This window comes from Actinoplanes sp. NPDC051851, assembly GCF_040681165.1.
Lineage (GTDB): Bacteria > Actinomycetota > Actinomycetes > Mycobacteriales > Micromonosporaceae > Actinoplanes.
In genome coordinates this window covers 1-24,565 of record NZ_JBFAYF010000060.1, presented here as the reverse complement: position 1 = coordinate 24,565, position 24,565 = coordinate 1, and the positions used below count along the sequence as shown (strand labels likewise).

The 24,565-nt window shown below is 70.8% G+C and carries 21 protein-coding genes and 1 pseudogene; 8 read left to right on the top strand and 14 right to left on the bottom strand.

Features of this window, described 5'->3' with window-relative positions; translation table 11 throughout:
- Nucleotides 1–4: 4 nt before the first annotated feature.
- Both AB0M08_RS38105 and AB0M08_RS38100 read left to right on the top strand, forming a co-directional pair.
- Nucleotides 5–1,240 (top strand): Hsp70 family protein, encoded by a 1,236-nt coding sequence (locus tag AB0M08_RS38105; protein ID WP_364504636.1) that lies wholly within the window; start codon nucleotides 5–7, stop codon nucleotides 1,238–1,240.
- A gap of 348 nt (nucleotides 1,241–1,588) precedes the next feature.
- Nucleotides 1,589–1,729 (top strand): annotated as a pseudogene (locus AB0M08_RS38100) (cell division protein DivIVA); the annotation flags it as partial.
- A gap of 75 nt (nucleotides 1,730–1,804) precedes the next feature.
- Here the strand turns inward: AB0M08_RS38100 and AB0M08_RS38095 are convergent.
- The 10 genes from AB0M08_RS38095 to AB0M08_RS38050 all read right to left on the bottom strand — a co-directional run bounded on the left by AB0M08_RS38095 (nucleotide 1,805) and on the right by AB0M08_RS38050 (nucleotide 11,244).
- The gene (locus AB0M08_RS38095; protein ID WP_364504634.1) at nucleotides 1,805–2,419 is read right to left on the bottom strand and encodes a TetR/AcrR family transcriptional regulator; all 615 of its coding nucleotides are present in this window, start codon (nucleotides 2,417–2,419) and stop codon (nucleotides 1,805–1,807) included.
- Nucleotides 2,420–2,428: 9 nt separating this feature from the next.
- The gene (locus tag AB0M08_RS38090) at nucleotides 2,429–3,607 is read right to left on the bottom strand and encodes a CoA transferase (RefSeq protein WP_364504632.1); all 1,179 of its coding nucleotides are present in this window, start codon (nucleotides 3,605–3,607) and stop codon (nucleotides 2,429–2,431) included.
- Nucleotides 3,604–4,677: a hypothetical protein gene (locus tag AB0M08_RS38085; RefSeq protein ID WP_364504630.1), complete on the bottom strand. Its 1,074-nt coding sequence runs from the start codon at nucleotides 4,675–4,677 to the stop codon at nucleotides 3,604–3,606. The genes AB0M08_RS38090 and AB0M08_RS38085 overlap by 4 nt, the downstream gene beginning before the upstream one ends.
- A 10-nt stretch (nucleotides 4,678–4,687) precedes the next feature.
- Entirely contained in the window at nucleotides 4,688–5,500 is an 813-nt protein-coding gene (locus tag AB0M08_RS38080; RefSeq protein ID WP_364504628.1) for an ABC transporter permease, read from the bottom strand.
- A complete protein-coding gene (locus AB0M08_RS38075) occupies nucleotides 5,490–6,239 on the bottom strand; it encodes an ABC transporter ATP-binding protein (protein ID WP_364504626.1) in 750 nt (249 codons plus the stop codon). The genes AB0M08_RS38080 and AB0M08_RS38075 overlap by 11 nt, the downstream gene beginning before the upstream one ends.
- Nucleotides 6,236–6,943, bottom strand: coding sequence for an alpha/beta fold hydrolase (locus AB0M08_RS38070; RefSeq protein WP_364504624.1), 708 nt, complete (start codon nucleotides 6,941–6,943; stop codon nucleotides 6,236–6,238). Before AB0M08_RS38070 ends, AB0M08_RS38075 begins: the two co-directional genes overlap by 4 nt.
- Nucleotides 6,944–7,408: 465 nt before the next feature.
- Nucleotides 7,409–8,305 (bottom strand): aldo/keto reductase, encoded by an 897-nt coding sequence (locus AB0M08_RS38065; protein WP_364504622.1) that lies wholly within the window; start codon nucleotides 8,303–8,305, stop codon nucleotides 7,409–7,411.
- Complete coding sequence (locus AB0M08_RS38060) at nucleotides 8,302–8,877, bottom strand: carboxymuconolactone decarboxylase family protein (protein ID WP_364504620.1); 576 nt, start codon at nucleotides 8,875–8,877, stop codon at nucleotides 8,302–8,304. The genes AB0M08_RS38065 and AB0M08_RS38060 overlap by 4 nt, the downstream gene beginning before the upstream one ends.
- Before the next feature lie 25 nt (nucleotides 8,878–8,902).
- Entirely contained in the window at nucleotides 8,903–10,393 is a 1,491-nt protein-coding gene (locus AB0M08_RS38055) for an aldehyde dehydrogenase family protein (RefSeq protein WP_364504618.1), read from the bottom strand.
- Entirely contained in the window at nucleotides 10,384–11,244 is an 861-nt protein-coding gene (locus tag AB0M08_RS38050; RefSeq protein ID WP_364504616.1) for an alpha/beta hydrolase-fold protein, read from the bottom strand. The genes AB0M08_RS38055 and AB0M08_RS38050 overlap by 10 nt, the downstream gene beginning before the upstream one ends.
- A gap of 87 nt (nucleotides 11,245–11,331) precedes the next feature.
- Here AB0M08_RS38050 and AB0M08_RS38045 point away from each other — a divergent pair, with 87 nt between their 5' ends.
- The 6 genes from AB0M08_RS38045 (at nucleotide 11,332) to AB0M08_RS38020 (ending at nucleotide 18,751) form a co-directional block, all read left to right on the top strand.
- On the top strand, nucleotides 11,332–12,093 hold the full coding sequence (locus AB0M08_RS38045; protein ID WP_364504614.1) for an IclR family transcriptional regulator: 762 nt from the start codon (nucleotides 11,332–11,334) through the stop codon (nucleotides 12,091–12,093).
- 269 nt (nucleotides 12,094–12,362) lie between these two features.
- Nucleotides 12,363–13,913 (top strand): ABC transporter substrate-binding protein, encoded by a 1,551-nt coding sequence (locus AB0M08_RS38040; protein ID WP_364504612.1) that lies wholly within the window; start codon nucleotides 12,363–12,365, stop codon nucleotides 13,911–13,913.
- Nucleotides 13,910–14,848, top strand: coding sequence for an ABC transporter permease (locus AB0M08_RS38035; protein ID WP_364504610.1), 939 nt, complete (start codon nucleotides 13,910–13,912; stop codon nucleotides 14,846–14,848). Before AB0M08_RS38040 ends, AB0M08_RS38035 begins: the two co-directional genes overlap by 4 nt.
- Nucleotides 14,845–16,707 (top strand): dipeptide/oligopeptide/nickel ABC transporter permease/ATP-binding protein, encoded by a 1,863-nt coding sequence (locus tag AB0M08_RS38030; protein WP_364504608.1) that lies wholly within the window; start codon nucleotides 14,845–14,847, stop codon nucleotides 16,705–16,707. Before AB0M08_RS38035 ends, AB0M08_RS38030 begins: the two co-directional genes overlap by 4 nt.
- 8 nt (nucleotides 16,708–16,715) lie before the next feature.
- A complete protein-coding gene (locus AB0M08_RS38025) occupies nucleotides 16,716–17,549 on the top strand; it encodes an ATP-binding cassette domain-containing protein (RefSeq protein WP_364504606.1) in 834 nt (277 codons plus the stop codon).
- Nucleotides 17,546–18,751 carry a hypothetical protein gene (locus AB0M08_RS38020; protein ID WP_364504604.1) on the top strand — a complete coding sequence of 402 codons (1,206 nt, stop codon included), beginning with the start codon at nucleotides 17,546–17,548 and terminating at the stop codon, nucleotides 18,749–18,751. The genes AB0M08_RS38025 and AB0M08_RS38020 overlap by 4 nt, the downstream gene beginning before the upstream one ends.
- 114 nt (nucleotides 18,752–18,865) lie before the next feature.
- Here the strand turns inward: AB0M08_RS38020 and AB0M08_RS38015 are convergent, their stop codons facing one another.
- The 4 genes from AB0M08_RS38015 to AB0M08_RS38000 all read right to left on the bottom strand — a co-directional run bounded on the left by AB0M08_RS38015 (nucleotide 18,866) and on the right by AB0M08_RS38000 (nucleotide 24,214).
- Nucleotides 18,866–19,900, bottom strand: coding sequence for a beta-eliminating lyase-related protein (locus tag AB0M08_RS38015; RefSeq protein ID WP_364504602.1), 1,035 nt, complete (start codon nucleotides 19,898–19,900; stop codon nucleotides 18,866–18,868).
- A gap of 10 nt (nucleotides 19,901–19,910) precedes the next feature.
- The gene (locus AB0M08_RS38010; RefSeq protein WP_364504600.1) at nucleotides 19,911–20,474 is read right to left on the bottom strand and encodes an XRE family transcriptional regulator; all 564 of its coding nucleotides are present in this window, start codon (nucleotides 20,472–20,474) and stop codon (nucleotides 19,911–19,913) included.
- 61 nt (nucleotides 20,475–20,535) lie between these two features.
- Nucleotides 20,536–21,390, bottom strand: a complete 855-nt coding sequence (locus tag AB0M08_RS38005) for an alpha/beta fold hydrolase (RefSeq protein WP_364504598.1) — start codon at nucleotides 21,388–21,390, stop codon at nucleotides 20,536–20,538.
- An 82-nt stretch (nucleotides 21,391–21,472) separates the two neighbouring features.
- The gene (locus tag AB0M08_RS38000; RefSeq protein WP_364504596.1) at nucleotides 21,473–24,214 is read right to left on the bottom strand and encodes a CHAT domain-containing protein; all 2,742 of its coding nucleotides are present in this window, start codon (nucleotides 24,212–24,214) and stop codon (nucleotides 21,473–21,475) included.
- Between the last annotated feature and the right edge of the window lie 351 nt (nucleotides 24,215–24,565).

Sequence of the window (24,565 nt, the reverse complement as noted above, 5' to 3'; positions counted from 1 at the left end):
GCCGATGGGCTACGACCTTGGCGTCGATCTCGGTACGACCTTCGTGGCCGCCGCGACCGCCCGCGACGGCCGCGTCGAGATGTGCACTCTGGGCGATCGGGAGGCCGTCGTCCCGGCGGTCGTCTACCGTACCGAAGACTCGAATTTGATCTTCGGGGTTGAGGCCGAGAGGTGCATGTCGAGCGATCCGCACCGGGGCGCACGGTATGTCAAGCGCCGGCTGGGCGACCCGACCCCGGCGTCACTCGGCGGTGTGCCCTACCCGGCGACGGCTCTGCTGGCCGGGCAACTGCGCGACGTGCTCGACACCGTCACCAGGGCGGAGGGCGAACCGCCGGACCGGGTCGCGCTGACCCACCCGGCCGGCTGGGGCCCGTACCGGAGGGAGCTCTTCGAGGAGATTCCCCGGCTCGCCGGCCTGCGCAACCACGTGGTGCTGACCGAGCCGGAGGCGGCGGCCGCCCACTACGGCGTGCACCGCTTCCTCGGCGAGGGCGGCATCGTCGCGGTCTACGACCTGGGCGGCGGATCCTTCGACGCCACCGTGCTGCGCAAACGCCGGGGCATCATCGAGATCGCGGGCGAACCGGACGGCATCGAACGGCTCGGCGGCATCGACTTCGACGAGGCGATAACCCATTGGATCGATTTCCGGTACGGCGCCGAGCCGGCCGGCCCCGGTCTGCCGGAAACCGAGTCGTCGGCCACCGTGGCGACGCTGCGCCAGGAGTGCGTGCGGGCCAAGGAGGCGCTGTCGGCCGACATGGCGACCACCATCGCGGTCCCGCGCCTCGGCCGGCTCCTCCACGCCGAACTCTCCCGCCGCGATTTCGAGACCATGATCCGCGCACCGATCGAGTCCACCGTCGGCGCCCTGGTCCGGGCGGTGAACAACGCCCGGTTCGAGGTCAGCGAGCTCTCCGCGGTGCTGCTCGTCGGTGGATCGTCGCGCATCCCGCTGATCGGTCAGATGATCACCGAGGAGATCGGGCGCCCGATCGTGACCGACGCCCACCCGAAACACGCGGTGGCGCTCGGCGCGGCAGCGGCCGCGAGCATGCGGACGGCCGGGCCCGGCCCCCGCGTCCCGGTGGTGGCCGGAAGCCCGGGAGACACGATCCGACTGCAGGCGCTGCCTCCCCGGGGTGTCTCCCGGCCACTACCCCCCGGCTGGGCCCCCGAGCAGACCCCACCGGCACGTTCCCGCCGCCGCCGCCGGTTGAGGAGATGGCTGCCCTGACCGTCGGGGCACGTTCGCTGCCCGAGAATCCAGCACTCGGCTCGCCACCTCGAACCCGCGCGGTGAGTGGCCGGCTTCAACGGTGTCGCGCTGGAGGCGGTGGCCCTCGTGAGCCCTCGATAGGATGCCGCCATGAAGGGCTGGGGCTTCTGCCTTACCGGGGTCGGTGCCGGCGTGACGGTCGGTGGGCAGGTGGGTGGGGCGGCGATGCTGCCGGGGCTTGTCGTGGGCGTGGCCGGGCTGCTGCTCCTCGTCGTCAGTGCCCGCTCGCGCACCCGTGACCTCGTCGGGGATGCCGCGGCAGATCGTACGGCGGTGGGGCGCGACACCGGGAGGGAGCCCGCGCGCGACCGGCCGTCGCTGCAGGGGCTCGGTTCGCGGGTCGAAGGGATTCTCACGCTGGCCGAGGAGCAGGCCGCCGACCGTATCGCCGAGGCGGAGGCGACCGCCACCGAGATCGTGGCGCGGGCTCGTGCCGAAGCCGCGCGCGTGAAGGGGATCCCGTAGGCCGGCGCCGGCCGATCCGTCCGGTGAGGGCGGATGGTCGCGGTCACTGGAAGCGGATCATCGGGGCTGGACCATGTCGTCGATCATGCGGTCGTAGACGGCCTGGACGCGGGTGTCGAGGTCCTCGACCGGTACGCCGAGGTCGCGGGCCAGGGACTCGCGGAACAGGACGTAGCCCTTCGTCGCGGCGACCGTGAAGGCGTGCAGCGCCTCCGCGTCCGCGTCCGGGGGCAGGGCGCCGGACTCCTGGTCGCGGGTCAGGGCCACCCGGGTGCGGGTGATCTCCGGCAGGGCGTGGTACTCCGGGTCACGGTCGATGGCGAGCAGGGCCTCGATCGTGGAGACGCCGGGGTTCTGCAGGGCGTCGCGGAACATCGAGCGGCGGCGCTGGGCGAAAGCGGACTCCCAGTGGCCCTTCGCCCGGGCGGTCCACTCTCGCGCGCGGTGGGTCACGGCGGCGCGCAGCAGGGAGCGGCGGTCGCCGAAGAGCTGGTAGATCTGGCCGCGGTTGACCGAGGCGCGCTCCGCGACCTCCTGCAGGTTGAGGCCGGCGAAGATGCCGTCGCGCTGGAGCAGATCGTAGGTGGCGTCGAGCAGATCGGCCTCGGTCCGGGCCCGATCCCGGCCACGGCGCCGTCGCGCCTGCACGGGAGAAGACGGAACGTCCTCCACGAAACCTCCTCAGCAGATGCCCTTGGACCGCAATGCTTCCAGCTCCGGTACGGCGATCCCGAGCAGGTCACCCAGTACCTCCTCGGTGTCGGCGCCCAGGGGACGGCCCGCCCACCGCACCTCACCCGGCGTCGTGTCCATCCGGGGGAGCGGCGCCACCATCGGCACCGTGCCGAACTCCGGGTCCGGGACCGTGGTCACCGAACCCCGCGCGATGCAGTGCGGATCGGTCACCAGATCGGCCACGTTCATGATCGGGGAGGCGGGGATGCCGGCGTCGCTCAACACGCGGACGACCTCGTCGGCGGAGTGGGCGCCCACCCAGGCGCCGAGGACGCGATAGAGCTCGTCCTGGTGTCGTACCCGGGAGGCGGCGTCGGCGAAGAGCGGAGAGTGAGCCAGGTCGGGCCGGTTCATGACCGTGGTCAGGCGGCGGAAGAGCGAGTCGTTGCCGGCGTGCACCGAGACGCGGCGGCCGTCGCGGGCGACGAAGTCGGAGGCGGGCACGATGACCGGATTGCGGTTGCCGAGCCGCTCCCGGATCGCGCCGGTGAGACCGTGCGCCGGTACCGCGTCCTCGCTGGCGCGCAGCCCGGCCTCGTAGAGGGCGAGGTCGATGACCTGGCCGGAGCCGCCCGCCACGTCGCGGTGGTACAGGGCGGTGACCACGGAGAACGCGGCCAGGTAGGCGCTCATGTAGTCGATGACCGCGTACCCGCTGCGCACCGGCGGACGGTCCGGTTCGCCGGTCGTGTACGTCAGGCCGCTGTACGCGCTGGCCACCCGGTCGAACGCGCCGCGATCCCGGTACGGCCCGTCGAGTCCGTAACCGGTCAGGTAGAGCAGGACCGCGCGCGGGTGGAGCGGGCGGAGGTCGCCGGGGAGCATCCGGTAGCGGGCCAGGGTCGGCACCCGGAAGTTGGTGATCACCACGTCGAAGTGCGGGACCAGGCGGTGCAGCAGGTCCTGGCCCTCGACGGTACGCAGGTCGAGGCAGACCGACTTCTTGTTGCGGCCCTCCTGCAGCCACGCGGGCGAGCGGCCGCCGCGGCGGGTGACGTCGCCGCCCCGCGGGTCCTCGATCTTGACGACGTCGGCGCCGAAGTCCCCGAGCAGGGTGGCGGAGACCGGGCCGGCGAGCACGGTCGCCGCGTCGAGGACCCGGATGCCGCCGAGGGCCGCGCTCACCTGCCCTGCGCCGCGTCGACGACCAGGGACAGGTCGATGAGCTCGGACGCCTCGACCGTGTCCTCGTACTGGAGGGTGCCCGGCACCGACCGGTACATATCCTGCAGGCGCGGCAGCGACGCGGCGGGCACGCCGAAGTCGAAGACCACGGCGGGCGAGGCGCCGAGGGACGCGGTCGTGGTGCCGAGCAGCTGCGCGATCTTCGCCATCACGGCGGCGTCGGCATGATAGTTCCCGGTCAGGTGGGTGTTGACGGTGCGCTCCAGTGCGCGGAAGAACGCGACCCCGGCGTCCCGGTTGGTGCCGAGCAGGCGGGTGGTGGCGAAGTACCCGGCGATCTGCAGCCCGGAGGTCGCGCCCTGGGCCAGGAACGCGTCCGGCTTGACCGTCGCGGTGTACGGCGGTCCCAGCGTCGCGCCGTCGATCGTGCCCTTGACCAGCGCCTGTGCCATCGAGGCCGGGTCGGCGAACGTGGTCATCGTGACGTCGGTGGGCTTCAGGTTCGCGGTGGTCAGCGCGGCGTAGAGCGAGTACTCCGACGGCGCCGCCAGCCCGCCCGGATTGACGCCGATATTCTTGCCCTTCAAGGTGGCCGGGTTCCACGACGCGAGCGGACCATATCTGTTCGCCATGTAGATACCGGCATCCGGCGAGCCCGCGGAGACTCCGGAGACCCATCGGATCGGGACGCCCCTGCGCAGTGAATTGAAGACCAGGGCCTGGGCTCCGGCGTACGCGAGATCGATTCTGTCCTGTCCTAACAGCGTGAGCAGATTGGGCACCGTGTCGTGCACGAAGGTGACGCTGAGGTTCTCCTTGGCGAACTCGCCCTCCGCGTCGGCGAGCAGCGCCGGGATCTCCACCTCCAGCTTGGACGGGATGCCGACCTTGAGCGTGGTCTTGGTGGCCAGCGGCTTGGCCGCGGGCAGATTCGCCCCGGCCGTCAGCGCCGCACCGCTCGGCAGGGTGGCCATCTGATTGGCGTCGGCGGCGGCGGTCCCGGCGTCCCGATTGCCGGCGCAACCGGTCAACGTCGCGACCAACAGCAGGATCACAACCCTTTTCACCATCGATTTCCTTTCATGTACGGACGACGAAGCGCAGGGAGAGGCTGACCAGACCGGTGAAGGAGACGCCGAGCAGCCCGGCGACGATCACGCCGGCGTACATGGTGGCCGGGTCGAACACCTGGGAGCGCTGGAAGATCAGGTAGCCGAGCCCGGTGTCCCCGGAGACCATCTCGATGCCGACGATCACCAGGATGGCGATGCCCGCGGTGAGGCGGATCGCGGTGGCGACGGCGGGCATCGCGGCCGGGATGATCACGTGACGCAGCATCTGGCCACGGCGGGCGCCGAAGACCGCGGCGGCGTCCCGGTAGCCCTGCTCGACCGAGAGCACCGCGGTGGTCGCGGCGAGCACCACGATGAAGAACACGGTGACGCCGACCAGCATGATCTGCGGCAGCCCGCCGAGTCCGAAGATGAGCAGGAACACCGGGAACAGCGCCAGCTTCGGCAGCGTGTAGAGGGCGACGAGGGTGTGCTCCAGCGCGGCGCGAGCCATCCACGACATGCCGAGCAGGAGACCGATCGTGATCCCGGCGAGGACTCCTCCGGCGTACCCGAGAAGGAGTTTGTGAAGTGTGTCGGTGATCGCGGTGGTCATCACGCCGGTGCGGAACGCGTCGATGCCCGCGTGCAGGATGGTGTCCGGCGCGGGGAAGAAGCGGGTGTCCAGGCGGCCGACCCGGGCGCTGCTCTCCCAGAGCGCGATCAGCAGCACCGGCGTGCCCCAGGCCAGGGCGAACGTGGCGATCCGGCGGCGCCGGGCGAAGCGGCCGGGGTGCAGTTCGGCGAGTCCGGGTGCGCGGCGGACGGTCTCAGGCGGCATGCTCCTCCACCTCGCCTTTCAACAGATTCCAGACCCTTTCCTCGAGTACGCCGAACCCCGGATCGGCGCGGATCTCCCTGTGCCGGGGGCGGGGGAACGGCACGCTGATGTCGGCGAGGACGCGGCCCGGTCGCGCGGACATCACCACGATCCGGTCGGCGAGCAGCAGCGCCTCGTCGATGGCGTGCGTGACGAACAGGACGGTGCGGCGGTGTGCCTCCCAGACCCGCAGCAGCTCGGACTGCAACACCAAGCGCAGCTGGGCATCGAGCGCGGCGAACGGTTCGTCCATCAGCAGGATCTCCGGGTTCGCGACGAACGCCCTGGCCAGAGCGGTCCGCTGGCGCATCCCACCGGAGAGCGTGGCCGGGTAGGCGTCCTCGAAACCGGCGACGCCGACGCGCTCCAGCCACTCACGGGCGAGGACGTCGCCGCGTCTGCGGGGGATCCCGGCGAGGTCGAGGGGGAAGCGGACGTTGGCGCGGACGGTCTTCCACGGGAAGATCCCGTAGTCCTGGAAGACCATCGAGCAGAGTGGAGTGGCCGGGTCGGCGCGCTCGATGGTGAGCTCGCCCGCGGAGGGCGCGAGCAGCCCGGCCGCGATCCGCAGCAGGGTGGACTTGCCGCAGCCGGAGGGCCCGACGATCGCCACGAACTGTCCGCGTTCGATCGCGAGGTCGATCGGCCCGAGCGCGTGTACGCCGGTGAAGACCCGCTCGATTCCCTGGACTTTGATCATGATGTCTCGTGGTCGAACGTGTCCGAAAAGGGTCCGCTCGCCAGCCAGTCGCTGGCGTTCCGGTCACCGTTGACGCGGTCGGCGAAGGCGGTGATCAGCTCGGCGATCAGATTCGGACGGTCTCCCATGATCCCGTCCAGGAAGTGGTCGCCGCCGCGCAGGACGGCCAGGTGTTTCCAGGCGCTGGGGGAGCGGTCGTAGGGTTCGCGGCGCCAGGCGAGGCCTTCGCCGTGCGGGCCGTGATCGTCGGTCGCGGTCACCACGAGCAGCGGGAGGCGCACGTCGTCCCAGGAGTTCGGGGTGAGGCCGCGGTCGCCGCTGCCCTGCGGCGAGCAGAGCACGCCGCCGATCACCGCGGGGTGCACGGGCCGCCGGTTGACGCCGAGGTGGAGTTGCGCGGTGTACGCCCCGAAGGAGTGCCCCGCGACGATCACACCGTCCGGCCGGAACCGCTCGTCGCCGGGTAGCCCGTCGAGGACGGCGCGCACACGCTCGACCCGGTCGTGCCAGTGCGCCGGATCGAAGAGCATCGGCCGGGGATCGGCCGCTCCGGCGTCGGCGAACCGGGGGTGCAGCACGGCGTACCCGTGCGCCGCGAGGTGATCCCCGAGCCCGCCGTAGCCGCGTTCGCTGCCGCCGAGCCCATGACAGAAGACGATCACCGGCCAGGGCGGACTGGTGTTCTCGGGCAGGCGGGCAAGCACGGCGCCTCCTTACTAGCGTTCCGTTAGTAACGAAATGCTAGCTCGCCGATAGGAGAAGATCTAGTGCCGTGATGGGCGGTGCCCGTGCCGCCGTGGCCCGTGCCGCCGGCGGCCGGTCCCTCCCGGCCGGCGCCCTCTCGCTCGGCCTGGACCAGGAGTGCTTGCCGCGGCCCTCGACGCCGACTCGGCGCCTTCCTCCGGCCGGCTGGTCGTGAGGGGTGTCTCCAGCCCTTCGAGGCACCCCTCACGACCAGCCGAACCGGACGAGCTGGCGCTCAGGTGTCCCTCAGAGCGGCGGAGACACCCATGAACGCCAGCCGGAGAGATCCACCGCGCTCCGAACGGAGCACCCGGCCGACGCGAAGTCCTTAATGGGTGGATATCGACTACCGGAACGAGGGGTGCCGATACCCGAAACCCCTTAACCGCGGGGCCTTGACTGGGGAAGGGTGACCTCGTGGTCCTTCAGCGAGTGCCGGTCCGGGGCGGTCGCTCCCCGATTCCGTGTTCGAGCCACCGCATCTGGGCCGGGGAGAGGGACAGGGTCAGGGCGTCGAGGGAGCGTGTCAGCTGTTCGGGGGTGCGCGGGCCGACGGACGCCCGGACGCGCGGGTGGTGTAGGGCCCAGGCGAGGGCCACGGCCTCCGGCGTACATCCGAAATCGCCGGCCAGATCCCGGCAGCGGTCTCGGCGGGCCCGGCTTTCCAGGGTGTCGAACGGGCTTCCGGCGGGTGAGGTGTCGTGGGCGAAGTAGCCGCGGGCCTGGGCGGACCAGCTGAGCATCGGCAGGGCGTGCGTGTCGACGACCTTGCGGACGGCCGCGTCGGCGGAGAGGCTTCGCAGGGCGACCGGGTCGGGCACGGCCAGGCTGAAGTGGTAGCTGGCGACGAGCCGGTGGCCGTGCCGGGCGATCGCGGTGGCGAGCTCCGCCAGGCGGTCGGCGGGCCAGTTCGACGCGCCGACCTGCCGGGTGTAGCCGGCGTCGATCAGGCCGGTCAGCGTCTCGGCGATCTCCTCGACCTCGCGGGCCGGGTCGTCGCAGTGCAGCAGGAGGGTGTCGATCGTGTCGGTGGCCAGGCAGGTGAGGGAGGCCTGGACCTCGGCGCGGACCGCGGTCCGGCTCAGCGCGATGTCCCGGCCCCGCGCGTCGTGGCCGACCTTGGTGATGATGCCGAGGACGCCGGGGTTCGCCCTGGTCCAGGCGCCGACCGCGGCCTCCGCGGCGCCGCCGTGATAGCTGCGGGCGGTCTCCACCTGCCGTCCGCCGAGCCCGGCGAAGTGCGCGAGCCGTAGCGCGGACTCCTCGTGGGTCTCGGCGCCGAACGGTCCGCCGAGCACGAGACGCTGGATCGGCTGCGTCATCCGTTCGTCCCGATGGCGTGCTGGAAGCCGGTCACGTCGGCGAACGGCGGCGCGAGGTCGGTGCGCAGGGGCAGCTCGACCGCGTTGATCATCATGGCCGACATGCTGAAGCTGCCGATGCAGCCGATCAGGTCGAGTACGCCGTCCTCGCCGAACAGGGCGATCGCGGCGGTGAAGGTTTCCGGGGAGACGAAGTGCTGCCGGAGCATCTCGTCGGCGAAGCGGAAGAAGAGCCGTTCGTCCTCGGCCTCGAAGGCCGGGTCCTCGTGCCGGGCCAGCCGGTCGAGGCACGCGGCCGGTACGCCCTCGGCGACGGCCGCCTCGTAGTGGGCGTTCCAGGCCGACTGGCTGTCGAAGTGCCGGGCCACGATCAGCACGCTCAGCTCACGGAGCCGGCGCGGATGCTTCGACTGCTCCCGGCAGTACGCGCCGAGGCCCTCCACCCAGTAGGCGAGCCCGGGGCTGCGGACCCAGACGGTGAACGGCGGTGGTGGCTCGTCCCGGGGACCGACGGTGGTCTCCAGGAGTTCGATCTGTGAGGCGGTCAGGGGACCCAGTGGGGTCAGGCGCACGTTGATCAGTCCTTTTCGTGAGGGGTCAGACGGCCGCGTCGATGATGAGGGCCTTCTCCTGGGTCCAGTCCTCGACGAAGTCCGGCCCCATCGATCGGCCGAACCCGCTGTCCTTGTAGCCACCGAACGGCGCCCCGATCGCGCCGCGTGGCCCGCCGTCGCCGACGACGTTGATCGCTACCTGGCCCGCCTCGATCCGGCGGGCGACGCGGACGGCCCGGCCCAGGTCGCGGGTCCAGACGGTCGCGGTGAGCCCGTACCGCGTGCCGTTCGCGATGTCGATCGCGCTGTCCTCGTCGCCGTCGCGATAGGGCAGCACCGACAGCACCGGTCCGAAGATCTCCTCCTGGGCGATCCGCATGCCGGGCCGGACGCCGTCGAAGAGGGTGGGCTCGACGAAGAATCCCCTGTCGTACGCGTCTCCTTCCAGCTTGTGGCCGCCGTGGACCAGGTCGGCGCCCTCGGCCGATCCTGCAGCGATGTAGTCGAGCACCCGGCGTTCCTGGACGGCGTTGATCAGAGGGCCCATGTCGGCGGGCGTGGTCCAGGCGCCGATCCGCAGGGCGGCGAAGCGCCGGGCGATCTCGGCGACCACGGTCTCGTGCAGGGAATCCGGGACCAGCAGCCGGGATCCGGCGGCGCAGACCTGCCCGGCGTTCGCGGTGATGCTCGCGACGATCGCGGGCAGCGCCCGGTTCAGGTCGGCATCCGGGAAGAGGATCTGCGGCGACTTCCCGCCGAGCTCCAACTGCAGGGGGATCAGGTTGCGGGCGCAGGCCGCCATCACGGCGGCGCCGGTGGCCGGCGATCCGGTGAAGGCCATCTTGCGGACGCCCGGATGCGCCGGAAGCGCGGCGCCCGCCTCGGCGCCGTAGCCGGTGACCACGTTGAGCACCCCGGGTGGGATCCCGGCCTCGAGGGCGAGCCAGGCGAGGAAGAGCGCGGTCAGCGGCGCGTCCTCGGCGGGTTTGAGGATCACGGTGTTGCCGGCCGCCATCGCGGGGGCGGTGTTGAAGACGGTGAACGGGCCGGGCACGTTCCACGGGATGATCGCGCCGACCACGCCGTACGGTTCCCGCAGGGTGAGGCCGAGCAGGTCGGGAGAGCGGGTGGGCAGCGTACGCCCGAGGACCTTGTCGGCCTTGCCCGCGAGGTACTTGAGCCGGGCCGCGATCGGGGAAGGGCCGACGGGGTGCCCGACCTCGGCGGCCTGCAGGACGTTGATGACCTCGTCGTATTCGAGGGTGAGCTCGGCCCAGCGGTAGAGCAGTTCGCCGCGTTCGGCGGGGCTGGTGTCGCGCCAGGCCGGGAGCGCGGCCTGGGCGGCGGTGACCGCGTCGGCCACGTCCGGCGCGTCACCGCGGGCGACCCGGGCGAGCAGCGTGCCGTTCGACGGGTCGAGCACGTCGATCGTCGCCCCCGAGCGGGCCGGTGCCCACGCGCCGTCGATCAGGTGGCAGCCGTCGCGCAGGACCTTGTGGATGTCGGGCAGCTCGTACACCGCGGTCACCGCCACCAGGCGTAGTACGCGTCGCCGTAGCCGTCCATGATGTCCGGGTACTCGTGGTCGGCGCCCGGGACCTCGTGGAAGTCGTGGTCGACGCCGAGTTCGGTGAAGACCCGGTCCAGGTCGCGGATGGTGGGCGCGAGCCGGGTGTCGAGGGAGCCGGAGAGCAGCCGGACCCGGCTGGACACCCGCAGCTCGGGGGCGTTGGCCAGGACCAGGCCCCACGGTCCGAGGGCGTCGTAGTACGCCTGGTCGCCGAAGAAGGTGTTGGCGATCCGGTCCTCCGGCTCGTCCTTCAGGTCGCGCAGGATCGCCGGGCCGACCGCGGAGACCCTGCCGAAGATCTTCGGGTACTTCAGGCCCAGGTGCAGGGCGCCGAAGCCGCCCATCGAGAAGCCCTCGACGGTACGCGCGGCGGCGGTGGGGATGGTCCGGTAGGTCGCGTCGATGTGGCCGACCAGGTCGAACGCGGTGATCTGGGCGAGCGGGCGGGCGCCGTCCTTGGAGTCGACGTACCAGCCGATCGGCAGGATGTGCGGCAGGACGACGATCGCCGGCGGCATCCGCTCGGCGGTGATCGCCGCGTGGATGCGCTCGACCATCTGATGTCCCTGCCGGGAGTCGCCGAAGCCGCCGTGCAGCCAGTAGACGACCGGGAACCGGCGGTCCGGCTCGGTCGCGTACTGCGGGGGCAGGTAGAGCTGCAGGCTGCCCTGGGCGCCGGGGGTCCGGCGGGACGGCTGCGGGTAGAGCTCGAAGGTGGTGAGTTCCTGGTCGTCGCGGACCGGGTCGATCCACTGCTGTTCGATCTCGGCCATCTGCTCGGGGGTCGTGCTCACCACGTGCTGTTTCTGGGCCACGATCTCTCGCCCTCTAGGCTTGTTCCATTACGTGGAACGACGTACGTTGTAGTGGAACAAGTGGAGCAGCGTGGAAGGACGATGTCAATGACGGGACGAACCTCGGACGCGGGTAACGCCACCGAGAAGGCCCTGCGTCTGCTGGAGGCCGCGGCCGCCCCCGGGTACCCGCACCGGCTCGCCGCGATCGTCAAGGACGCGGCGGTGCCCAAGGCCAGCGCGCACCGCATCCTGCAGAACCTGGTGGAGAACTCGTTCCTGGCCGGCGACGGCAACACCGGTTACGGGCCGGGCCCGCGTCTGCGCGCCCTGGCCGCCCAGGTGACCCGCGGCTGCCCCGAGGACCAGGTCATGCGCGACGAGATCGAGGGGCTCAGCGCGCGCACCGGGCACGCCGCCCAGCTCGGCGTGCGCACCGGGGACTTCGTGACCTGCCTGATCAGCGCCCCGGGGTCGCACGCGGTACGGCTGGCCGTGCACGACGGGACACACCTGCCGCTGCACGCCACCGCGATCGGCAAATGCGTGCTCGCAGGGCTCGGCGACGACGAGCTGGTCGGGCTCACCACCCGCCTCGGGCTGCCGGCGCGGACCGCGAACACGATCACCGATCTCGATGCCCTGCGAGGTGACCTGACGGGCGTACGGGAGAAGGGTTTCGCCCTTGATGACGAGGAGAACGAGCAGAACGTGCGCTGTCTGGCCGCTCCGGTGCGCGACTCGCGAGGGGCCGTCGTCGGCGGCGTCAGCATCTCGACCGTGACGTTCCTGGAGTCCCGGGAGGAGTTCCTGGCCCGTGTCGATCAGGTCCGGATGACGGCGGAGGCGCTCTTCGGCATCCTGCACTGAGGGTGCTTCACGAGCGCCCCGCGAAACCTTAGGGTGCAGAAGCGGTAAGGGTGAGCCTCTTCACGGCGTGCCTATCCTGGGCGCCACGGCTCTTCGGCGTAACGCGCCGGAAACCTCTGCCGACACCTGCCCGCCGGACGCGGCGCGGCGGGTCCCGGTGCGGCCCGATCCCGTACCGAAAACCCTTCTTCGACCTTTCCGGGCGGAGCCCTACCCGCCTGTGCCCGAAGTTTCCGTCATTCATGGAGATTCGAATGAATTCTGCTGATATGGCACCACGCAGGTCCTGGTTCACGGTGGCCTGCGTCCTCTCCGCCGTCGCCCTCGCGCTCTCCGCCTGCACCGGCGCGACGCGCAAGGCCGACAGCGCCACGAGCACCACGCTGACCTTCGGCGAGCAGCAGGCGCCGCCGTCGCTGAACCCCGGCAGCATCGACGTCGGCTTCGTGGACTTCACGATGCTCTCCTACGAGCCGCTCTTCTATCAGAACCCGGACGGTACGGTCGGTCCCGCGCTCGCCGAGTCGTGGAAGTACGCCGGCGAGGGCAACAAGCAGCTCGACGTGGTGCTGCGCGGCGGGGTGACCTTCTCCGACGGCGACCCGGTCGACGCCGACGCGGTGATCGCCTCGCTCGAGTACAGCCGGGACAGCCAGGGCAACCAGTCGCACCTGCTGGCCGGGGCGACGTTCGTCAAGACCGGCGACACGACGTTCTCGATCAAGCTGGCGACGCCCGATCCGGTGCTGCCGACGATCCTCACCCAGGCGTACGGCATCGGCCAGATCATCAGCCCGAAGGGCCTGGCGAAACCGGCCGACCTGACGCTCGCCAACGCCACGCACGGCGCGGGGCCGTACGTCTTCGACCCGGCGCAGAGCGTCTCCGGCGACCACTACACGTACACCGCGAACCCGGCCTACTACGCCAGGGACCGGCAGCACTACCGGAAGGTCGTCATCCGGATCATCCAGAACCAGCAGGCCGCGGTGAACGCCGCGCAGACCGGCCAGCTCGACGTCTTCAAGGGCGACTACAGTTTCGCGGCCCAGGCCAGGTCCGCCGGTCTCCAGGTGGTCGCCAACCCGGCGATCATGAACGGTCTCAACCTGATCGACCGGGACGGCACCATCGCCGAGCCCCTCGCCGACCTGCGCGTCCGCCAGGCGATCAACTATGCGATCGACCGGGACGCGGTCACCAAGGCCCTGCTCGGAGAGTACGGGACCGCGACGCAACAGACCGTGGTCGAAGGCGCCGACGGTTACTCCGCGAAGCTGGCCGACCGCTACCCCTACGACCCCGCGAAGGCCAAGCAGTTGCTCGCCGAGGCCGGCTACCCGGACGGCTTCGAACTGCCGGTGCTCGCCGCGGTCTTCGCCGGCTTCAAGGACATGGGCGAGGCGATCGCCGGACAGCTCGCCCAGGTCGGCATCGTCCTCAAGGTCGACACCATGACCGACCTGCCGTCCTACATCGACAACTCCACGAACGGGAAATACCCGGCCGTCGTCTTCGGATACCCCTCGTACCCGATCTACCTGCAGGGTAAGGACCTCTTCCTCCCCGGATCAAAGTCCTTCAACGGCTTCGGTACGGCGGACGCGAAGCTCGACGCGCTCTGGGCGAAGGCCGCCGCCGCTCCCGACACCGAGCGGGCCGCCCTGGACGTGCAGATCGAGGAGTACCTGGTGGAGAACGCCTGGTACGCGCCGGTCTCGTACACGCCGGTGATGTACTTCGCCCGGACCACCGTGAGCGGCGTCGCCACCAGCGTCGGCGCTCCGTTCGCCAGCCCCACCGACTGGTCCGCCGCATGATCAGAATCGTGCTCCGCCGGCTGGCGGTGGCGATCCCGGTGCTGCTGCTGGTCTCCCTGATCACCTTCGTCCTCGCCGACCTGGTCCCCGGCGACGCGGCCCGCTCGATCCTCGGCGCGAACGCCACCGACGCCCAGGTGACCGCGCTCACCGAGCAACTCGGGCTGAACCGGCCGCTCCCGGTGCGGTACGGCTCCTGGCTGGCCGCCGCGCTGCACGGCGACCTCGGCACCTCGATCTTCACCGGCGAGCCGGTCAGCCGGGCGATGCTCGACCGGTTCCCGGCGACCGTCTCGCTGATCGCCGGCGCGGTGCTTCTCGCCGGTCTGCTCGGCGCCGGGCTCGGCATCGCCAGCGCGCTGCGCGGCGGCTGGCTGGGCCGGGCGGTCGACGTGATCGCGCTGCTCGGGATGGCGGTACCCGGCTTCTGGTTCGCTCTGGTGCTGGTCACGCTCTTCGCGGTCCGCCTGCCGCTCTTCCCGGCGACCGGCTACACCCCGTTCACCGACTCGCCGGTCGGCTGGTTCGAGTCCCTCGTCCTGCCGGTGCTCACCCTCGGCATTCCGGCAGCCGCCCCGGTCGCCAAGCAGACCCGCGACGGCGTGCTCACCGAACTGGGCCGGCCCTACGTGCACGTGCTCCGGGCCCGGGGCGTACCCGAGCGCCTGGTGATCCTGAAACACGTGCTGCGCAACGCCGCCGCGCCGGTCGTCACGGTCCTCGGCATCGTGGTCGTCGTCCTGCTCGGCGGCACGGTCCTCGCCGAGAGTGTCTTCGTGGTGCCCGGCCTCGGCGGGCTCGCGGTCAGCGCCACCGCGGCTCACGACATCCCCACGATCCAGGCGATCGCCGTGCTCTTCACGGTCATCGTGATGGTCGTCAACCTGCTGATCGAAATGGTGTACGCGATGGTCAACCCCAAGGTGCGCACATGAACGGCGTCGCGGCCCGGTTCGCCCGCAGACCGCTCGCGGTCGTCTCGCTCGGCTACCTCCTGCTCGTCGTCGCGGTCACCCTGTTCGCCGGCCGGATCGCGCCGTACCCGCCGGACCGGCAGGACCTCGGCGCCGCGCTGACCGGGCCGAGCCGGGCCCACCTGCTCGGCGCCGGGGAACTCGGCCGGGACGTGCTCAGCCGGATGATCTACGGCGGCCGGGCCACCCTGCTCGCGGTCCTGGTCACCATGGTGGTGTTCACGCTCGCCGGGGTGCCGGCCGGGATCCTGGCCGGCTACCGCGGCGGTCGGTTCGACCGGTTCGTGCTCACCAGCGCCGACCTGATGTTCGCGATCCCCGTCATGATCGTGCTGCTGGTGGTGCTGGCGATCTTCCCGAACAACGAGGTCGCGGCGATGGCGGTGAGCGGGCTGCTCGGCGCGCCCGGTCTCGCCCGGGTGGTCCGCTCGGCGACCCTCGGCGTCCGCGAGGAGCTGTACGTCCGGGCCGCGGTCGCGTCCGGGCTGCGCGACACGGTCATCCTGCGCCGTCACGTGCTGCCCCGGGTCACCGGCACGATCCTGGTGCAGGTGTCGATGTTCGGGGCCGGTGCGGTGCTGCTGGAGACCGGGCTCGGCTTCCTCGGACTCGGCACCACCGCGGCGAGCTGGGGCAACCTCGTCGGCGAGGCGTCGCGCAACCTCGGCACCCTGCCCTGGCTGCTGATCCCCTCCGGCGTCCTGATCATCACCGTCATCCTGGCGATCAACCTGGTCGGCGACGGCCTGCGGGACGCGCTCGCCGAACGGCAGAACGGCGTGACCACCGGGACCCGGCGGCCCGCCCGGACCCCACCGGCCGCGTCCACCCCGGACGACACCCCGCCGGCGCCGGACGCCCTGCTCGAGGTCCGCGACCTGACGGTGACCCTGCCGATCGACGGCGTACCCACCGAGGTGATCGGCGGCGTCTCGTTCGACCTGCGGCCCGGCGAGGCGCTCGGCATCGTGGGGGAGAGCGGCTGCGGCAAGACGGTCACCGCCTCGGCGCTGCTCGGCCTGCTCCCGCCCGGCGCGGCGATCACCCGGGGCGGCGTCCGCTTCCGCGACACCGACCTGACCCGCGCCTCGGCGGCGCAGGCACGGCGGATCCGGGGCGGCGCGATCGGCTGGATCTCCCAGGACCCGATCGCCGGCCTCGACCCCTCGTTCACCGCCGGAGCGCAGGTCGCCGAGGCGGTCCGGCTGCACACCGGATGCGGCCGGCGCGAGGCCCGGCGCAAGGCCCTCGACCTGCTCGAACGGGTACGCCTCACGGATCCGCCCCGGGTCTACCGCAGCTACCCGCACCAGCTCTCCGGGGGCATGGCCCAGCGGGTCGGCATCGCCGCGGCGCTCGCCGGCGACCCCGCGCTGCTCATCGCGGACGAGCCGACCACCGCGCTGGACGTCACCGTGCAGGCCGAGATCCTCGACCTGCTGCGCGAACTGCGCCGGGCCGGCACCGCGATCGTGCTGATCACCCACGACTGGGGTGTGCTCGCCGACCTGTGCGACACCGCCGTCGTCATGTACGCCGGGCAGGTCGTGGAGCGCGCCCCGGTCGCCGCGATGGTGGCCGCGCCGGTGCACCCGTACACCGGGGCGCTGCTCCGCTCCGACCCGCACCACGCCGTCCGGGGCGAACCGCTCCCGGTGCTCGCCGGTGCCGTGCCCGCACCCGCGGACCGGCCGACCGGCTGCCACTTCCAGAACCGCTGTCCCCGCGTGACCGACGGGTGCCGGGACCGGCCGATCGCGATCCGGCCGCTGCCCGAGGGCGACCGGACCGCCCGCTGCGCCCGGATCGGAGCGATATGACCGGCGACGTGCTCCTCAGAGTCCGTGACCTGGAGGTCTGCTACCGCCGGCCCGGTCGCCGGAGCGGCCCGGTGACCGCCGTGCACGGCGTCGACCTCACCGTCCACCGGGGCGAGACGGTCGGCGTGGTCGGCGAGTCCGGGTCCGGCAAGTCCAGCATCGGCGCCGCCGTGCTCGGGCTCATCCGGCCGCACGCGGGCCTCGTCGAGTTCGACGGGCGGGACATCACCCACTGCTCCCGGGCCGAGCGCCGTGAGCTCGCCCGCCGGATGCAGGTCGTCTTCCAGGATCCGTACGGTTCGATGAACCCCGCACGGACCGTCGGCGACACCGTCACCGAGGCGCTGCGCTACAACCTCGGCCTGAACCGGCACGAGATCCGGGAACGCCTCGACCGGGCGCTGGACGACGTCGGACTGCCACCGGAGACCGCCGGCCGGTACCCGGCACAGTTCTCCGGCGGGCAACGGCAGCGCCTGGCGATCGCCCGTGCGCTGGTGATGGAGCCCGAGTTCATCGTCTGCGACGAGCCGACCAGCGCGCTCGACCTCTCCGTCCAGGCACAGGTGCTCAACCTGCTGGCCGGGCTGCAGCAATCCCGTGGCCTCAGCTACCTGTTCATCTCGCACGACCTCGCCGTCGTGCGCCACCTCAGCGACCGGATCGTCGTCCTGCGCGCCGGCCGGGTCGTCGAGCACGGTCCGGCCGAGACGGTCGCCGTCGAGCCGAGCCATCCGTACACGCGCGCCCTGATCGCCGCGGCCCCGGTGCCCGACCCGGAGCAGCAGCGCCTGCGCCGGTCGGCACGCCGTCAGGCGCTATCGAAGGAGTCTCACCCATGAATCGATCACGCCGTGGTTTCGTCGTGGCCTCAGCGGCCGTGGTGCTCGGCGCGCCCCAGACCCTCTTCAAGTCGAAGATCATCGACGCCGACGGGGTGAACGGCATCCTCTCCCATGGCGACCTCTTCCCCGGCGGGGACGCCGCGCAGGGGGTGGCGGACCTGATCGCCGCGGGCGCCGTACGGATCAACGACGTGCCGGTGCCCCCGCCGACCGGCGACCGGCTCGACATCAACGGCGGCAGCGGCCTGTGGAGGAACGCGGACGGCACCTGGTCGTACAACGTCCAGGTGCTGCTCCAGGGCACGAACCTGCCCTACGCCACCGCGGTGGTCGACTTCGTCAACGCCGTGACGCTGATGCGCGGGATCGACTACGAACTCACCCTCACCGGCGGACTGGTCAGCGCGATCCGCGCGACCATCACGGACGTCGCCCTCGCGAACCGGGTGACCAGGGGGCACCGGTCCACCACGTTCACCGTCGTCGGGCACGGCGACGGCAGCACCGACAAGCCGAACCCGTCCACGATCGCGTTCCCGAACGCCAACGTCGCCGGCCGTCCGCAGGGCCAGGACATCCTGCTGTACTGGAAGGACGCCCGGGGCTGGCACCTGCGGCGGGCGGAGAGCCGGACGGTGACCCTGGGCGCGACCGGGACGGTGAACGGGGCGGCCTACACCGACTCGCGCCTGACGCTGCAGTATTCGGAGCCCTGGAACCGGCCGACCCAGCCGTTCCGGGCGATGAGCTGGATGGGCGAGAACAACCTGCGCGCCGTCCAGTGGTTCGGCACGCCCGGCGTCACCGTCGGCTTCTCCCGCGGCGGCGGCGCCAAGGCCACGCTCGCCGCGGCGATCACCACGGCCCGGCACGCGCTCGGCACCGTCGCGATCTCCCCCGACGGCTCCGACGTGGCCGCCGGCCGGATGTGGGCCACCCCGGCCTACCACGACATCTTCACCCGGGCGGTCACCGACGCGCAGGCCGCGCTCGCCGACCGGCACGCGACCGATGCGGAATACGACGGCGCCCACTACCGGCTGGCCCAGGCGTACGGCGGCCAGACCGGCGACCGTTTCAGCTGGCTGGAGAACACCTACTTCGGCCGGGGTGACGACTACGGCGCCGGCGAGCCGTTCGACACCGGGTACGACGGCACGGGCTTCTGGACCTTCGCCCAGGCCCACGTGGCGAGCTGACAGCGGATTCCGCCGGGCGGCGAAGCGCCGCCCGGCGGAACCTGCTCCTCAAGCGACGACCGGCGCTTCGCCGCCTGCTCCTCAGACGCCGACCGGCGCTTCGCCGCCTGCTCCTCAGGCGACGACCGGCGCGAGCTCGTGGACCGCAGTCAGGAAGGCGTCGATGTCCTCGGTGCGGTGGGCGAACGACGTGACCAGCCGGACCGTGCCCGGCTCCCACCGGTCGTCGTAGAACGCGAATCCCCGCTCCTTCAGCGCCCGGGAGAGCTCCACCGGGAACCGGCAGAAGAGGATGTTCGCGGCCGCGTCGGCCCTCTCCGGCAACCCGTCGGCCAGCCGCCGTGCCATCGCGTTCGCCTGCCGGGCGTTACGCAGCCACAGGTCGTCCCGCAGGTACGCGGCGAGCTGCGCCGACTGGAACCGCATCTTGGCGGTGAGTTGCCCGCCGCGCTTGTGCCGGTAGGCGAGCTCGGTCCGGAGTCCCGGATCGAACGAGACGATCGCGTCCGCGGTCATCGCCCCGTTCTTCGTCGCCCCGAACGACAGTACGTCCACGCCGAGCCGCCACGTCAGCTCCGCGGGCGTGACGCCGAGCGCGACCAGCGCGTTCGCGAAGCGGGCCCCGTCCATGTGCACCCGCAGTCCGGCGCCGTGCGCGATCGCGGACAGTTCTCGCAGCTCATCGAGGGTGTACACGCTGCCCGTCTCGGTCACCTGGGTCAGGCTCAGCACCGCCGGCTGCACGCTGTGCACGTCCCCGCGCCGCCGCCCGACGGCCGCCCGCAGCAGCTCCGGATCGATCTTCGACCCCGGCCCGTCCACCAGCGTGATCTTGGCTCCGTCGGTGAAGAACTCCGGCGCGCCGGCCTCGTCGGTGGTGATGTGCCCGTCCGGATGGCACAGAATGCTGCCCCAGGGTGGGGTGAGCGCCGCCAGCGCCAGCCCGTTCGCCGCCGACCCGGTCGTCACCGGGAAGACGTCGACCGCGTGCTCGAACACCGCCCCGAACTGCTCGGTCATCTCTTTCGAAAGACCATCGTTCCCGTACGGCGCGGCAAGCCCGTCGGCGGCGCGCACGACAGCGTCGAGGATCTCCGTCGAGGCGCCTGCCGTGTTGTCACTGAGATAGCTGCGGAGCACTGTCTCCATCAAGATCCTTCTAATTCGGTACGGGCGCCGCGAACGTGACGAGCAGATCCACCGGCTCGTCATCGGTGCGGTAGAGATGCGGCACATCACCGGCGAACGCGAACAGGTCCCCGGGCCCGATCAGCCGGGGAGCGTCGGCCGGCCCGGCCGTGACATGCCCGGCCGTGACGTAGAGGTGCTCGACGGTCCCGGTCGCGTGCGGCAGCCCGGTGCTGGTCTGCCCGGCCGGCATCCGCATCCGCCACATCTCCAGCGAGTGCCCGCCGCTCATCCGCCGCAGCAACTCCCGGGTGATCTCCCCGGGGTCGCCCTCGGTGCCGGGCACGTAGACCGGCCCGGTCCCGGTCTCCCCGGCGAGCAGATCGGTCATCGGGATGAGCAGCGCGACCGCGAGCGCGTCGAGCGTCGCCACGGTGGGGTTCCCGATCCCGGCCTCGAGGTTGGAGAGCGTGGTCTTGCTGATCCCCGCCCGCCGCGCCAGCTCCGACCCCGACATCCCTCGCTGCGACCGCCGGAGGCTGATCTGCGCCCCGATCGCCGCGGACCTGCTGCTCGCCGGAACCCTCTCGCTCACGCCCTCACGATACCAACTTTACTGGCCGATTCGTACGTTAAAATTGCCGAGGACGGAACTCTCATCGCTGCCCGTCACCGTTGCTTTTGATCCGTTCCAGGATGTACGTGGCCAGTTCTTCCGGGGCCTGTTCGGGGATCCAGTGTGAGACGCCGTCGAGGACCTTGAAGTCGTACGGGCCGGTCACCCATCGGCTGGTCAGCTCCGCGGCGCGGCGGCCGATGGCGATGTCGCCGGTGCTCCAGGCGTAGGTGGTCGGGACGGTGACCGCCGGGGTCCGGAGTCCGGTGAGGGTGTCGAGTGGCATGGCGCGGTACCAGCGCAGCGCGGCGGCGAGGCGGCCGGGGTCGTTGATGAGCCGGTCGGTGTACGCCCTCGCCAGGTCGGCGCTGAGACCGGACCGTTCGAGCATCGCCACCGCGAGCCGGCCGTCCCGGGACCGGATGGCGGCCTCGGGGAACCACGGTATCTGGAAGGCCCCGACGTGCCACGCCTGCCAGGACTGCCGGCTGGTCAGCATGGCCCTCACCACCGCACGCGGGTGCGGCGCGGAGACGGCGGTGAGGGTGTGCAGGAGATCCGGTCTCGTGGCGGCGACCATCCACGCGACCCCACCGCCCCAGTCGTGCCCGACCAGGTGAACCCGTTCGGCCCCGGTGGCGTCGACGAGGGCCGCGACGTCGGCCACGAGCTCGTGGAGCCGGTACGCCCGCCGGGACCGGGGCCGGGCCTGCGGGGTGTAACCCCGCTGGTCCGGTGCGATGACCCGGTAACCCGCCGCGAGCAGCCGCCGGGAGACGCCGGTCCACGATCGTGCGCTCTGCGGGAACCCGTGCAGGAGCACGACCGTCTCCGCGCCCACCGGCCCCTCGTCCGACACCTCGAACCGCATACCGTCGCGGGAGAATCCCTCCACGACATCGACGCTACTCTCTCCGTTTCCACAACACCGGATCATCGAGTCGCGACGACGTTCGAGCGCGGGCCTTGCCGCCCGGTCAACATCCCCACGCGGTGAACCCGGCCCAGGCCTCCACGCGTTCGAGGCCACCGTCCGAAGCCGGTCTCCTCAGCTCCGGAGGCATCGACTCCGGTACACGGCGAAGCGGGTCCAGCATCCACATCTGTGCCTGCCGTAACGCTCGTCCCGGGTGATTTTCTCCGGCGCGCCGGAAGTAGTGGAACATGAACATGAGAACTGAGGTGGAGCGGTCGGAGATGCTCCACTGAGCGGACAGCACCGACCGGACACCGCCGGCCAGGAACGCGGTGCCCAGGCTGTAAGCCTCGTCATAGCCGTGGATCGACACCCCACTGTTGCAGGCGGCCAGGACTACCAACTCGAGCGGCCGGTCGGCGGTCCGCATCATGTGGGTGGTCAGCTGACCGGCGGTCAACCGTTGCCGCTCGGCGAGCACCAGGTGGGACAAACCCCCGTCGGGGCCGCCCACCATCGCATGGCAGGCCAGGTGCAGGGTCTCACCGCCTTTGCGGGCCGGGTCATCGATCCAGTCGAGAACGTCCGCTGCCGTGCCGGGCCCTGCCGATCCGGGAACCCGGCCGAGGATTCTCGCACCGGGATAGAAGACCGACTCGATGGCCGACGCCTCGATACCGGCGAATCCGAGCGGGCCGATGCCGGATTCACCGGTATCCGGATCGCCGACCACGAGGGCGGAGAGGCCCGGGTCACCCGATCCTGGACCGCCGGCAACGGGTCCGGTACGCCGTACGGGCATCCGGCTCGCCTCCGCCGATCGGCAGAGCATCCGTGCTGAGGGAATCTGCGTGAAACAGGCAAGCTGTACCGCGTGAACTCCGTCGGCCCGCCGCGCGGCGGACCACGGCACCAGCGCCAGTGCACCGGTCGGGATCAGAACCAGCCGCGGTACCCGGCCGGGCGGATGCGGCGGCAGGTCCGTGACGGCTTGGTCGAGCAGTGGTCCCACCGCGGCCCGCCAGGCCCAGCCGCAGATCTGATCGACGTCGGTTGCGGCCCTCACCGCCGCCAGGTCCCGGCCCGGATCGGCGGGACGCTCACCCCGGGCCTGCCATGCTGACAGGTGGCGCCATGCGCCGGCCGGCTCCTCCATGACAAGTTCAGGCAGGTCGATGTGGTGACAGGATCCCTGTGCCGGTACCGTCACCGCTTTCCCCGGCATCCCGTCGCCGGCCGGGATCAGGTAGACCAGCGCGTCGATGTCCAGTCGACGGAGCGCGGCTTGGATGGCGGGCACGTCCGGCACGCCGGCGTGCCCACTGTGGGCCTCGCCGACTTCCGGGTGAAGGACGGAGACGATCTCCCGGCGGAGGCTGGTCGGAATCACGTCGGGGTTCTCGGTCTGGGCCCGGTGCCACTGGTCCGCGAGGTCCGGCCGCCCGGCCGCGCGGAGCCGAGCCTCGGCGTCCCCGAGAGCGACGGCCTCGAAGAGGACCAGCGCACGACCGGCTTCGAGCGCCGCGACAGCGCGCTCAGCGGCGACCGAGTCGCTCTCCTCGTCTCCGGACAGAATCCATCGGACGGCATCCAGCGCATGCTCGGCGGCCGATCGAGTCGTCGCCCTGATCGCGCGGGCGCCCGACTGCAGCAGTGCGCCCAACGGGTAGTGCAGTAGCGCGTCCAGGTGGGACTGGTACGCCTGTCTCCGGGCGCCGAGGGCATACTGCACCAGGGAAAGCCCGATGCAGATGTCCGGCCAGTGCCGGCTCTCAGCCCGGCCGGCCATCCGCCGGGCATCGAGGAGGATCCGCTCCGCTCCTCGGAGATCCCGCCGCTCACCGCTGACCCGATATCGTTCCCAATACAGGTTGCCCATGTTCAGCAGGGCGAAGACATGATCCTCAGAGGCATGCCACGCGGGCTTGGCCGCCGCGGTCGCCAGCGCCGTCCGTAGATGGTCGATCTCCGCATCGAGGGCCTCGACCGGGCTACCACCCTGGAGGTGGAGCCGCAGTGCCGCCAAGCCGGGCCCGATATGCGTGTAATCCTCGGGGCCGAACAGTTCAGCGGCCTGTTCCGAGCTCGCAACACCCAGCGTGCCCAGTAGCTCGAGCGATTCCGGGGATCCGGGCTCGTCGAGGATTCGGTTCAGGCTCTCTCGAACCTGCTCCGGAGCTCCGGCCGAAGACAACGCCCGCCCCATGGTGTCCCGGAACGCCTCCATGGCCGACGCGGATTCCGGCAGAGTGAAGCGGGTCGACAACCAGTTCCGCGCCGCAGCGATCAGGTTTATTGTGGCGTCGCTCAGAGCATCCCCGGATTCTCGTTCGATTTCTGTCATCCGTGCTTCGATGCCGAGAAGCATTGCGGCGTCGCTCTGATCAGCCTGCTGTAACTCCTGGAACAGCCGACTCACCTGGGCATTCGGATCGTCCGCAGCGTCCGGAAAATGATCCAGAATGTGGTCCATCAATGGCTGCAATGCCTTCTGTGAAGCCGGTAGGGTCCCTCCGCCCTCAATGATCAGGCGGGCAGAACTGCGCAGTGATTCCCATTCTTCATTCTCGGGACACCTGTCGCCGATGTCGATCAGACGGTCGAGTTCGCGCCAGTGAAACTGGCCTCCAGTGAAGAACTTCCAGATTATCACAGTAACAATTGTCTGCGCCAGGTCGCCTTGCTCAGGATGATTTTCAGGCAGAGATTCGAGGAAGGAAAGGCACTCGCCGATATCCTCGGCTGTGCCCGCGCTCTCCAGCAGGCGCAGGCGGGCTTGCAAGCAGTCGATGCGATCGACCATTCTCAACCTCCCGAGGATCCACCGCAACATCAAGAAGATCGTCGCGAAAAACTCAGCGTAAATCGATCAGCTTCACGGTTTTCTAGGGTTTTAACGCCAGTTTTGCCGGTCTTTTCGAAGGTACTTCGGTAGGTCTTTTCTGACCCATGATGTCTTGTGATCGATGGGGAGGGGCGCTTCCCCTTCAGTTGCCTTGCGCAGTCCCAGCAGTCTCCGCAGAGGTATTCCTGTGCTATCAGGAAGACCGAGGTATCGAGGCTCTTCGAAGTTGAGCGGGGTTCGCGGCTGAGTCCGGTCCGAGTGTGAGGGCTCGCAGCTCATCAGTGATCATCTGAGTGTCTAGATCGGATA